10 protein-coding genes are annotated in these 12,170 nt (G+C 70.5%); 4 read left to right on the top strand and 6 right to left on the bottom strand.

The window, feature by feature from the left end; genetic code table 11:
• Nucleotides 1-150 precede the first annotated feature (150 nt).
• Nucleotides 151-1,002, bottom strand: coding sequence for a S1 family peptidase (locus BN159_RS33745; RefSeq protein WP_015661522.1), 852 nt, complete (start codon nucleotides 1,000-1,002; stop codon nucleotides 151-153).
• 160 nt (nucleotides 1,003-1,162) lie between these two features.
• Nucleotides 1,163-2,332 carry a DUF5685 family protein gene (locus tag BN159_RS33740; protein WP_015661521.1) on the bottom strand — a complete coding sequence of 390 codons (1,170 nt, stop codon included), beginning with the start codon at nucleotides 2,330-2,332 and terminating at the stop codon, nucleotides 1,163-1,165.
• Between the two features lie 314 nt (nucleotides 2,333-2,646).
• On the opposite strand from BN159_RS33740, the gene BN159_RS33735 reads away from it, so the two are divergent.
• Complete coding sequence (locus BN159_RS33735; RefSeq protein ID WP_015661520.1) at nucleotides 2,647-3,084, top strand: cell division protein SepF; 438 nt, start codon at nucleotides 2,647-2,649, stop codon at nucleotides 3,082-3,084.
• Between the two features lie 37 nt (nucleotides 3,085-3,121).
• Here the strand turns inward: BN159_RS33735 and BN159_RS33730 are convergent, their stop codons facing one another.
• Complete coding sequence (locus BN159_RS33730; RefSeq protein WP_015661519.1) at nucleotides 3,122-4,300, bottom strand: acyl-CoA dehydrogenase family protein; 1,179 nt, start codon at nucleotides 4,298-4,300, stop codon at nucleotides 3,122-3,124.
• An 89-nt stretch (nucleotides 4,301-4,389) separates the two neighbouring features.
• Entirely contained in the window at nucleotides 4,390-5,988 is a 1,599-nt protein-coding gene (locus tag BN159_RS33725; RefSeq protein WP_015661518.1) for an MFS transporter, read from the bottom strand.
• 262 nt (nucleotides 5,989-6,250) lie between these two features.
• Between BN159_RS33725 and BN159_RS33720 the strand changes: the two genes are divergently transcribed.
• Nucleotides 6,251-7,483, top strand: coding sequence for a glycosyltransferase family 39 protein (locus BN159_RS33720; protein ID WP_051113573.1), 1,233 nt, complete (start codon nucleotides 6,251-6,253; stop codon nucleotides 7,481-7,483).
• A 238-nt stretch (nucleotides 7,484-7,721) separates the two neighbouring features.
• Entirely contained in the window at nucleotides 7,722-8,726 is a 1,005-nt protein-coding gene (locus BN159_RS33715; protein WP_015661516.1) for a phosphatase PAP2 family protein, read from the top strand.
• A gap of 97 nt (nucleotides 8,727-8,823) precedes the next feature.
• On the opposite strand, the gene BN159_RS33710 is transcribed toward BN159_RS33715, so the two are convergent.
• The gene (locus tag BN159_RS33710; RefSeq protein ID WP_015661515.1) at nucleotides 8,824-9,039 is read right to left on the bottom strand and encodes an I78 family peptidase inhibitor; all 216 of its coding nucleotides are present in this window, start codon (nucleotides 9,037-9,039) and stop codon (nucleotides 8,824-8,826) included.
• Nucleotides 9,040-9,466: 427 nt separating this feature from the next.
• On the opposite strand from BN159_RS33710, the gene ctaD reads away from it, so the two are divergent.
• On the top strand, nucleotides 9,467-11,146 hold the full coding sequence (ctaD, locus tag BN159_RS33705; protein WP_015661514.1) for an aa3-type cytochrome oxidase subunit I: 1,680 nt from the start codon (nucleotides 9,467-9,469) through the stop codon (nucleotides 11,144-11,146).
• Here ctaD and BN159_RS33700 read toward each other — a convergent pair.
• Entirely contained in the window at nucleotides 11,037-12,062 is a 1,026-nt protein-coding gene (locus BN159_RS33700) for a helix-turn-helix transcriptional regulator (protein WP_015661513.1), read from the bottom strand. The genes ctaD and BN159_RS33700 overlap by 110 nt on opposite strands.
• Between the last annotated feature and the right edge of the window lie 108 nt (nucleotides 12,063-12,170).

Genomic DNA, 12,170 nt, shown 5'->3' with positions numbered 1-12,170 from the left:
CCGGATTCATCCGGATTCCGAACATGCCGTGCCCCTGACAAGCGCGCTGTCGGGGAGTATTCGGCCACACGGCCGGTGGACGCAAGGGCGCCTTTCGGCCGTGCAGCCTTCAACCGACGTGCGGAACGGGTGAGGAACTGAAGGGAGGGCCTAGTAGACGCTGACCCGGTACGCGCTGAGCGCCTCCGGAACGGGCTGGTAGAACGTCGTGCCGCCGGTCCGGCAGTTGCCGCTGCCGCCCGAGGTGATGCCGAGCGCCTTCGTCCCGTCGTACAGCGGGCCGCCCGAGTCGCCGGGCTCGGCGCAGACCGTGGTCTGGATCATGCCCCGGACCGTGCCGCCGCCCTGGTAGCGAACGGTGACGTCGAGCGCGGTGACGGTCCCGCTGTGGGTGCCCGTGGTCGAGCCGGTGCGCTTGACGGACTCGCCCACATAGGCGTCCGCGGCGGAGTAGCCGCCGGGGTGGCTGAGGCCGGTGTTGTCGTAGCGGACGAGGGCGTAGTCGTTGCCCGGGAAGCTGGCCCCGAGCGTCGGGCCGATCAGCGTGTTGTGGGCCTGGTCGGTGTACCAGGTGCTCACCGACTTGCCGCAGTGCCCGGCGGTGAGGAAGTAGTACGTGCTGCCGCTGACCACGTTGAACCCGAGCGAACAGCGGTACTGGCCACCGTAGATGGCGTCCCCGGCGGAGAGCAGCGGCCGGAAGACGCCCTGCGCGCGGTCGATCCGCACGGCGCCCGCGTCGGCGCCGGCCGCCTTCTTGATACGGGCGGTCTCGGCCTTGGAGACCGTGCTGTCCGCGGTCACCACGACGCGGCCACTCGTCTCGTCGACGTACCAGGCGGTCCCGTCGACCGCGGCGTCCGCCACGGCGTCCTGGACTTGGGCGAGTTGTGCCGCACTGCGGGGAGCGGTGTCACCGGCGGCCGCGCCCGGCGCGCCGGCCAGGGTGGCGGCGACGAGCCCTGCGGCGACGGCGAGCAGTCTGGTGCGCTTGGTTCTCACTGGTCCTCCTCTTGGGAAGCGGAAGGCCCTACGGGGTGGGGGCCCGTGAGACGCTGCCGAAATGGCGTGTTCCTGACATGCACCGCAAGTGAGAATGACCCCGCCGGGCCCCGCACACAAGAGGCGCACGGAAACATCCGCGCGCCTCGGTCCACCTGCTTCAGCAACTGCACCCGCAGTCGCAGCCGTCACAGCCGCAGCCGTCGTCCCCGCAGCAGTTGCCGCAACAGTCGCAGCAGCTGCAGCAGTCCCCGCACCCGCTGCAATCGCAGTTGGTGCACAGCCCCTCCCGCCGCTGCCGCGACCAGGGGTCCTCGAACGTCCCGCAGCACATCTGGCAGGTGCAGGCCAGCCCGAGCCAGACCGCGCACCCCGTGAGCAGCCCCCGCCGATCCCGCCGGGGCGGCTCCGGAGGAAACCCCGGACCGCCCGGCCCTCCGGGCGGCGCGTACGGCCCCGCCATGTGCGAGCAGGACGCCGTGCCGAACGCCCGGTCCACCGACCGCCGCAGCTCGTGCACCAACAGCACATGCACCAGCTTCGGATCGGTGAACTCGACCTCCCGCAACGCCAGCCGGATGCCGTGCACCGCGTCGTCGGCCAGCCGCCGCGCCTCCGTCAGGGACGCCCCCGTCGCCGTCAGCGGGTTCCACGCCCCCGACGCCGCGTCGGCCTCCCGGTCCTCCACGGCGTCCAGCAGATGCGCCAGCCGTCCGAACAGCCGCCCCGCCTCGGCGAGCGGCTCGGCGTTCGCGGGCCGCCCGGCCAGCACCGCCGTATGCGCGAAGGCCGCCGCCGTCGCGGTCTCGGTCGGCTCGGTCACCACCAGCAGCGAGGTCCCCGGCCCCGCCAGCGCCTCGATCCCCACCTGCCGGTCCACCGCGTCGACCAGCAGCCCGGTGTCGAACCCCACCGCGGAACCGCTGCGCGCCCCCGCGGCTCCCCAACTCGACGCGACCCGGCGCGCGGCCAGCGCCACCGGCTTGCGCGCCAGCAGCCCGTCCCCGTCGGCGAGATGGTCCCGCACCTTCGCCGAGGCCAGCACCAGCGAGACCGCCGCCGCGAGCCGCGCCCCCTCACCCTGCGCCACGGACGCCGTGCGCATCCCGCGCAGCGGACACGGGCCGGCCGTGCGCCGCAGTCCGTCGCTCCCGACGGCCTGAGCCTCCGTCAGAACCGAGATCAGCAGCCCGTCGTAGTTCGTCACCACCCGCGCGAACTGACCGTGGTCCCCGCGCAACGCCAGGCACAGACCGCACAGATGAGCCATCCACTGACCGGTGAACCGCTCCCCCAGCCGATGGCGGCAGGGCCTCACTATTCCGAACACGACGTTCCCCCGAGGTTCGTACGACATGGAGCGGCCGCATCGTACCGGCCGTCCCCGCGGCCCCTTTCATGCCCTCCCGCTTCACCCGTACGCTCCGCGACTCACCCATACGCCGCGAAGAATCATATTTCACTCACAGTCAGCAGCCATGTGGGGCACGGCCCTTGGCACGCTTGGGCTCTCGACGTATGCGCTGTGCACCAGTAACGTCACAAACCCCCCGCGCGGCGTCTATCCACTTGGCGCGCCGTCCGCATCATGGATGACCATAGGGATGCGGAAAGCAAGAAGGACCGCTGTGAGAGGAGGCGTCCATGGGATCGGTGCGCAAGGCGAGTGCCTGGCTGGGCCTCGTTGACGACAACGATGACGAGCGTTACTACGACGACGACTACTCCGAAGGGACCGAGTCCGGGGATGCCTGGGTCACCGACCCGCGGGTCAAGGTGGCCGCGGATGTCGCCGAGGAGCGGGGCCGCCGGATCGGCACGGTCACCCCGGACAGCTTCCGGGACGCCCGCGCCATCGGCGAGCTGTTCCGGGACGGTGTCCCGGTCATCATGAACCTCACCGCCATGGAGGCCGCCGACGCCAAGCGCGTCGTCGACTTCGCCGCGGGCCTGATCTTCGGTCTGCGCGGCTCGATCGAGCGGGTGTCCACCCGGGTGTTCCTGCTGACCCCGGCCGACACCGAGATCATCAACGGCGAGCCGGCCGCGCACCGCACGGACGGTTTCTTCAACCAGAGCTGAGGCAGGGCCGATCGCTTCGGCCCTGCCCCCTCGGGGTTCACCGGAAGGCGTCGAGCCCGGTGAGCGCCTTGCCCAGCACGAGCTGGTGCATCTCGACGGTGCCCTCGTACGTCAGCACCGATTCGAGGTTCGTCGCGTGCCGCATGATCGGGTACTCCAGCGAGATCCCGTTGGCACCGAGGATCGTCCGTGCCGTACGGCAGATGTCGATGGCCTCGCGGACGTTGTTGAGCTTGCCGAAGCTGACCTGCTCGGGACGCAGGCGGCCGGCGTCCATCCGCCGCCCCAGATGGTGGGCGAGCAGAATCCCCTTGTGCAGTTCGACCGCCATGTCGGCGAGTTTGGCCTGGGTGAGCTGGAAGCCACCGATGGGCCGCCCGAACTGCTCCCGCGACTTCGCGTAGTCGACGGCCGTCTCGAAGCAGGAGCGGGCCGCGCCCATGGAGCCCCAGACGATGCCGTAGCGAGCGTGCGAGAGACAGCTGAGCGGTCCGCGCAGTCCGGTGACCCCGGGCAGTACGGCGTCGGCGGACAGCCGCACCTCGTCCATCACCAGCTCACTGGTGACCGAGGCGCGCAGGGACATCTTGTGCTTGATCTCGGGGGCGGCGAAGCCGGGGCTGTCGGTGGGCACCACGAAGCCGCGGATGCCGTCCTCGGTCTGCGCCCAGACGACGGCGACCCCGGCGACAGAGCCATTGGTGATCCACATCTTGCGGCCCGTCAGCACCCAGTCGCCGCCGTCGCGCTTGGCGTACGTCCGCATGGCGGCGGGGTCGGAGCCGATGTCCGGCTCGGTGAGCCCGAAGCAGCCGATGACCTCGCCGGAGGCCATCCGGGGCAGCCAGCTCTGCTTCTGCTCCTCGCTGCCGTAGCGGTGGATGGCGTACATGGCGAGGGAGCCCTGCACGGAGACCAGGGAGCGGATCCCGGAGTCGGCGGCCTCCAGCTCCAGACAGGCCAGGCCGTACTGGACGGCGGTGGCGCCCGCGCAGCCGTAGCCGCTCAGGGACATGCCGAGCGCGCCGATCCCGCCCAGCTCACGGGCCAGTTCGCGGATGACGGGGAGTTCGCCGGACTCGTACCACTCGGCGACGTGGGGCAGGACGCGGTCGGCGGCCCAGCGGCGGACGGTGTCGCGGACCGCGAGGTCCTCGGGCTCCAGCAGATCGTCGATCCCGAGCGGATCGGCGGGATCGAACGGGGGCAACGGCATGGGAGACCCTCCGGCAGCTCAAAACTAGCAGTGCTAGTCACGGGTTGAAGGCCGACGTTACGACGCAGTCTCCACCACGTCCAGGGCTCTCAGGCCGTGACCCGGGACTCCGCGACCTCCCGCGGCGCCGGGACCTCCACCGGAGCGGCCACCGCCTCGCAGTTCATGGTCCGCGGCAGCCGCAGCGCCATCACCGCGCCGAGCAGCAGCAGTCCGGCGCTGACCAGCAGCGTCACATGCAGCCCGTGGACGAAGCAGTTCCGCGCGGCCTCGCGCAGGGTCTCCCCGGCGACGCCGCCGAGCTGCCCGGCCACCTCGTAGGCCTCGCCCAGCGAGTGCCCGGCCGCCGTGGACGCCGAGGCGGGCACGCCGGGCACGGACGACAGACCCGGCGTGTACGCCGCGTTCATCACGCTGCCCAGCAGCGCGATGCCGATGCCGGCGCCGAGCTGGTAGGAGGTCTCGCCGATCGCCGCGGCGCCGCCCGCCTGCTCCGGCGGGGCCTCGCTCAGCATCGACTCGTACGCCCCGAACAGCGTGGTCTCCAGACCGAAGCCCAGCAGCACGAACCCGGAGAGCATCAGCGCGGGGTCGTCGGTGCCGCCCATCGCGGTCAGCAGCACCACCGCGAACGCCGTCAGGCAGAACCCGGCGCACACCATCCGGCGCGGCCCGAACCGGCGCAGCATGCGCGCTCCGGCGAGTCCCGCGCCCATCGCCGCGATGGTCAGCGGCAGCAGCCTGAGGCCCGTCTCCAGCGGGGAGAGGCCGAGGACCAGCTGGAGATACTGCGCCGCGATCAGCTCCAGGCCGACCAGCGCGAGCATCGCCAGCACGATGCAGCCCACCGAGGTGCTGAACGCGGGACGGGCGAACATCCGCAGGTCCACGAGGGGGTGCTTACGGCGCCGCTGGCGTCGTACGAAGAGAACCAGCAGCGCCGCGCCCACCAGCAGCGGCACCGCGGTGCCGCCCCCGATGTCGCCGCCGCCGAGCCGCTTCACGCCCAGCACGACCCCGAACAGACCGGCCGCCGCCATCAGCGCGCCCACCACGTCCCAGGGGCCGTCGGCGGCGCCCTTGGACTCGGGCAGCAGCAGTCGGCCCACCGGCAGGCTGACCAGCATCAACGGGATGTTGACGAGGAAGACCGAGCCCCACCAGAAGTGCTCCAGCAGGAAGCCGCCGAGCAGCGGTCCGACGGCCGCGCCGACCGCGGCCACCGCGCTCCAGATACCGATGGCGAGCGCTCGCTCACGCCGGTCGGGGAAGACCTGGCGGAGGATCGACAGGGTGGCCGGCATGATCATCGCGCCGCCGACGCCGAGCAGCGCCCGCGCCGCGATCAGCACCTGGGCGGTGTCGGCGAGGGCGGCCATGGCGGAGGCGACGCCGAACAGGCCGTATCCGAGGAGCAGGATCCGTCTGCGGCCCACCCGGTCGCCGAGCGTGCCGAAGAGGATCAGCAGCGAGGCGCAGACGAGCGGGTAGACGTCGACGATCCAGAGCAGTTCTATGCCGCCGGGCTTGAGGTCCTCGGTGACGGCGGGCACCGCCACATGCAGCACGGTGGCGTCGACGGCGACCAGCAGCAGACTGGCGCACAGGACCATGAGGACGACCCAGCGGTTGGCACCGGCCCCGGCCGCCCGACGGCGCAGCGCGGCGGCCGTGGTCGTCCCGGACATGTACGTACCTCCCAGATGTTCCCTCGCCTTCGGCGGGCTCACGGGGTGGGGACTCCCCGTGACTCGGCCGGGGAGGAGCGGTGGTCCCCGGCCCGCGCAACGAAGCGAGTGACTCGTCAGCGTACGCGAGTCCGCGCCGGTGCCGAGTGGCGGACCTCTCAGACTGCGGACGGAACACGTGTGGCGTACGCCACTTTCCTGCCCCTTGCCGAGCACGCCCCGGCGGGCCGTCCGGTTCCCTGCCGCACAGATAATCGAGCCCGTGACCGATCTTTCTGCGCGCCCCGCTCCGCGTCTGTCCCAGCGGCTCGATCCCCGCGTGCGCCGGGTGGCTCCGGCCCTGCTGGGGTACGCAGCCGTGCGCGCGCTCGGCCTGCTCACGCTGGCGCTGTGGAGCGCGGCGCGCGACAAGACCGCCTACACCCTGCTGACCGCCCGCTGGGACTCGCTCTGGTACACCAGGGTCGCCGAGCTGGGATACGGCTACGAGGTGCGGCTGCCGAACGGCGACGTCCACTCGAACCTGGCGTTCTTCCCGCTGCTGCCGTGGCTGGAGCGGCTGGGCGCGGCGATCAGCCCGCTGTCGGCCGCGGACGCCGGTTTCCTGGTCGCGGTACTCGCCTCGCTCGCCGCCGCCTGGGGGATCTTCGCGGTCGCCGAGCACGTGTACGGCAGCCGGGCCGCGGTCTGCGCGGTGCTGCTGTGGGCGGTGCTGCCGGTCGGGATCGTGCAGTCGATGGCGTACAGCGAGTCACTGTTCACGGCGCTGGCTGCCTGGTCGCTGTACGCGGTGCTGACCGGCCGCTGGCTGACGGCGGGCAGCCTGGCCCTGCTGGCGGGGCTGACCCGCCCGGTCGGTCTTGCCGTGGTGGCGGCGGTGTGGGCGGGCGGAATTGCCTCGTTCGTGCGGGAGCGAAGCTCGGCGCCCACGGACGGCGCGCAGAACGCTGTGCGCGCCCCTTCCCCCGTCGGCGGCACGCCCCCACCCCGCGCGTCCGCGACCCGGCGCGCCCTCGGCATGCTGCTCGCGCCCCTGGGCGCCGCCGGCTACGTCCTGTGGGTCGGCCATGACACCGGCAAGGGCCCGCTCGGCTATCTCGACGTCCAGGCCGGCTGGCGCAACGGCTTCGACGGCGGCCATGCCTTCGCCCGTTTCGTCGCCGACAAGTTCACGTCGATTCCCTCGGCGCTCGCCGGACTCGCCCTGATCGCCGGAGTCGGCCTCGTGGTCTGGCTGTACGTCGTCTGTGTGCGCCAGGGCCAGCCGCTCCCACTCCTGGTGTACGCGGGTGTCGTCACCGCGCTCGCGCTGTGCGCGTCGAGCTACTTCGGCTCGAAGCCGCGCCTGCTGATGCCCGCCTTCCCGCTGCTGCTGCCGCTCGCCCTGGCGCTGGCCCGGGTCCGAACACGCAGGTCGGCCTCGGTCCTTGCGCTGATCGCGGTGGCGTCGGCGGTCTACGGGGCGTTCTGGCTGAACGGCTCCGGTCCGCCGTGACCCGTTCCGTACGCCCGATGATCGCCGGGAGAATTCAAAGCCAGCTTTCGGTGAACGAATTCATAAACCAGATAAAACCGTGCGCTGGAATGATCAAAGGAATTGAAGGGTGCGGCCGCCGCCGATTGCGAAGTCGTAGGAAATTGGCCGCTCTCTGAGAGGAATCCCACATCACATCGTCATCACAAACCGGCGGTATGGACGGGGTTCTGAGCTCACTCGCTGTAACGTCGATTGGGTGCGTACCGAACGAAACCTCACCCGTCTGGACCGGGTGTTCGCGAGGCTGGACCGTGAGCCGGAACGGCCGGCCCACATCGATGTGCCGAAGATGAGCAGGCACAGGGTCGCCCTTTTCTCGGCGACCCTGGCCTTCTACGGCGCCATCGTGTGGGCCGTGGTCATCACCTCGTGGCTGGTCCGACTCGACTGGCAGGTCATGTTCTTCCGGCCGTACCAGCAGTGGTCGGAGATCCACGCATTCGTCGACTACTACGTGGTGCTCGGCCAGCGCGGCCCCACCGCGGTGATGATCGCGGCCTGGCTGGGCTGGCGCTCCTGGCGGCAGCACACGCTGCGGCCGCTGCTGGCGCTCGCCACCTCCCTGCTGCTGCTGAACGTCACGGTGGGCGCCGCCAAGCTCGGCATGGGCCGGCTCGGACCGCACTACGCGACCACCGTCGGCTCCAACGAGATGTGGCTGGGCGGCGATATATTTCCCAGCGGCCACACCGCCAACGCCGTCGTGACCTGGGGAATCCTGGCGTATCTGGCGTCCACCCCGGCGGCCCGCCGCTGGCTGTCCGCGCTGTCGGCGGTGACCTCGCTGGGCGTCGGCCTGTCCACCGTCTACCTCGGTACGCACTGGCTGAGCGATGTGCTGCTCGGCTGGGCCGCCGGTCTGCTGATCCTGCTCGCGCTGCCCTGGTTCGAGCCGCTGATCGCCCGCGCCGAGTCGGGGATCTTCGATCTGCGCGACCGCATGCGGGCCCGCCGCGCCGGTACGGCACCCGTGCCGACCGCCCCGGTCGAGGTCCCGGTGCTGCTCAAGCCGCGTGAGTCGGCGCAGGACGTCTCCCCCACGGCCCGTTCGCCGAGGGCGCCGGTCTATCTGGCACCCGGCCCGCACACGGCCCGCTCGGAGCGCACCCCGGTCACCCCGGTGGGCAGCCGCAGACCACCCCAGACCGACCGCGGCACCCGCGGTACGACCTCGGCGGCCCGCCCCCTGACGGGCGGTTAGCCGACGCGGGACAGCGGGGCTCGGTACGCACAACCTCCCCGCAGCGACGGCCCCGGTTCCTCTTCCCGAGGAGCCGGGGCCGTCGTCGTAGGTCGGCTCAGCCCTTCCAGGCCCTGGTCACCAGGCCGTCCCGCACCTCGAAGTTCAGGCGCCCGCTCAGGTATTCCATGGTGATGATCGCCCCCGGCGGCAGTGACCGGACGGTGGACCAGCCGCGTTCGCGGGCCAGCCGCTCGGCTCGGTCGGCGGCCAGGCCGAGATAGCTGTCGGGCTGGTCCTGGGGCTCTGCGGGGGGTTTCGGAATCGGTGCCATGCCGCCACGCTAGGCCCTGTCCGGCGGCTTGGGCCAGGGGCGCCGGCACCTTGGGGACTCATCCCTCTCCGGTCACACTTCTGTCACAGGATCACGACACGCGTTTCGCCGGAACTGCGTCACACGTACGAGCGGTTCCCTACGCCTTTCGCAGGCATTCGAACGTAATTCCCGCGTGTCGCGGCGGCTCCCCCAATAGGCCGTCGGAAAGTTCCGGGAGAACTCCCCCCGGACTCCTTTCTCCCCCGATTCCGCAACGGTTCCAGGGAACTGACGCCGCACAGGAATTGCGTCACCGCGGCACAGACCCCTCGTACGCCCCCTGTCGGAGCGTGCGGCGGCGCGAGCATGATGGCGTGGGCTCGCGGGCACGCGCGGCGCGGGCTTCAGCGGGCCCGGGGCAGGCGAGCGAAGGGGCGAGCGAGCGATGGGCACTCAGACCGTGCAGACGCCGGTACGACCCGTGCTGACCAAGCACAAGGGCCGGGTGATCGTCGACTGGCTGACCACCACGGACCACAAGAAGATCGGTCATCTGTACCTGATCACATCGTTCCTGTTCTTCCTGCTCGGTGGTCTGATGGCGCTGCTGATGCGGGCCGAGCTGGCCCGGCCGGGGCTCCAGCTCATCAACAACCAGCAGTTCAACCAGCTGTTCACACTGCACGGCACGATCATGCTGCTGCTCTTCGCGACCCCGGCGTTCGCGGGCTTCGCCAACGAGCTGATGCCGCTTCAGATCGGCTCGCCCGATGTCGCCTTCCCCCGGCTGAACATGCTGTCGTACTGGTTCTATCTGTTCGGCGGCCTGATCGTGATCAGCTCGCTGGCAGTGCCGTCCGGGCCCGCCGACTTCGGCTGGTTCGCCTATGCGCCGCTCAACAGCCTGGAGCGGTCCCCTGGCATCGGGGGCGATCTGTGGATCATGGGGCTCGCGCTGTCCGGGTTCGGCACGATCCTCGGCGCGGTCAACTTCCTCACCACGATCATCGGGATGCGCGCGCCCGGCATGACGATGTTCCGGATGCCGATCTTCGTGTGGAACACGCTGTTCACGTCGATCCTGATCCTGATGGCGTTCCCGGTGCTGGCGGCGGCGCTGCTGTGTCTGGAGTCCGACCGGCGCTTCGGCTCGCACATCTTCGAGGCGGCCAACGGCGGTGCGCTGCTGTGGCAGCACCTGTTCTGGTTCTTCGGCCATCCCGAGGTGTACATCATCGCGCTGCCGTTCTTCGGGATCGTCAGCGAGATCATCCCGGTCTTCTCCCGGAAGCCGATGTTCGGCTATCTGACGCTGATCGGGGCGACGATGGCGATCACGGGTCTGTCGGTCGTGGTGTGGGCTCACCACATGTTCGCCACCGGCGCGGTGTTGCTGCCGTTCTTCTCGTTCCTGAGCTTCCTGATCGCGGTGCCGACGGGGGTGAAGTTCTTCAACTGGACCGGCACCATGCTCAAGGGCTCGCTGTCCTTCGAGACACCCATGCTGTGGTCGGTGGGCTTCCTGGTGACGTTCCTGTTCGGCGGCCTGACCGGGGTGATCCTGGCCTCCCCGCCGATGGACTTCCACGTCACGGACTCCTACTTCGTGGTCGCGCACTTCCACTACGTCGTCTTCGGCACCGTCGCCTTCGCGATCTTCGCCGGGTTCTTCTTCTGGTGGCCGAAGTTCACCGGGAAGATGCTCGACGAACGGCTCGGCAAGATCCAGTTCTGGACGCTGTTCGTCGGCTTCCACACCACGTTCCTGGTGCAGCACTGGCTGGGCGCGGAGGGCATGCCGCGCCGGTACGCCGACTATCTGGCCGCCGACGGCTTCACCGCCCTGAACACCGTCTCCACGATCGGCGCCTTCCTGCTCGGCCTGTCGACCCTGCCGTTCCTCTACAACGTCTGGAAGACCGCCAAGTACGGCAAGAAGGTCGAGGTCGACGACCCCTGGGGCTACGGCCGTTCGCTGGAGTGGGCGACCTCCTGCCCGCCGCCTCGGCACAACTTCACCACTCTGCCCCGGATCCGCTCGGAGTCCCCGGCGTTCGATCTGCACCACCCCACGTTCGGGGAGCTCGCTCCAGAGCCCGCGAAAGCCGGTCCCGAGCAGTCCTGATGGCGTCGGTCAGCTCGACCGGCTCCAGCACCTCGAACTCGAAGCCCAGCAGCATCACATGGATCACCATCACGTCCAGGTTGCCGGCGCCGGTGCGCAGCAGACAGCTTCGCGGGCCCTCGGGCTCCAGCACCCCGGCGGAGGGCGAGATGTGCTCGGCGGCCTCTCTGAGGGGCACCAGCAGCCGGACAAGGGCGCGTGCGGCGTACGCGCGCGTGGAGACGCCCTGGGAGACATAGGCGGCGAGGTCGTCCGCGGGCGGGCGGCGCGGGGTGAAGCGGGGGCCGTGCGGCGGTCTGGGCGTGATGCGGTCGACCCGGAAGATGCGCCAGTCGTCCCGGTCGAGGTCCCAGGCGACCAGGTACCAGCGGCGCTCGGTGCACACCAGGCGGTGCGGTTCGGCCCGGCGGCGGCTGAGCGTGCCGTCGTGGCCGCGGTACTCGAAACGCAGTTGCTCGGAGTCCCGGCACAGATGGGCCAGTTCGGTGAGGACTCCGGGGTCCACGCCGGAGGGCTGGTCGCGCAGCATGGGCACGGTGAAGGCGTTCAGCGCGCTGACCCGGCGGCGCAGCCGGTTGGGCAGGACCTGTTCCAGCTTGGTCAGGGCCCGTACGGAGGTCTCGCCGATGCCCTCGATGCCCTGTCCGGCGGCGGTGCGCAGGCCGACGGCGACGGCGACCGCCTCGTCGTCGTCCAGCAGCAGCGGCGGCAGCTCGGCGCCGGCGCCCAGCTGGTACCCGCCGCCGGTGCCCGGACTGGCGTTGACGGGGTAGCCCAGCTCGCGCAGCCGCTCCACGTCCCGCCGCACGGTGCGGGGGGTGACCCCGAGGCGGTCGGCGAGTTGAGCGCCGGACCATTCCCGGTGGGCCTGGAGGAGCGAGAGCAGGCGTAGCAGTCGTGCCGAGGTGTCCAACATGGCGCCGAGTCTGCCAGCGCAACCGGACAGTAACGGTCCGCAATGCTCAACTCACGCGCACTGAGGTGACAGAAATGGACACATCACTGTCACTGCGGTCATAGCCGT

Origin of the sequence: Streptomyces davaonensis JCM 4913 (assembly GCF_000349325.1) — a bacterium.
GTDB lineage: Bacteria > Actinomycetota > Actinomycetes > Streptomycetales > Streptomycetaceae > Streptomyces > Streptomyces davaonensis.
This window is presented reverse-complemented; position numbering and strand designations above follow the sequence as displayed.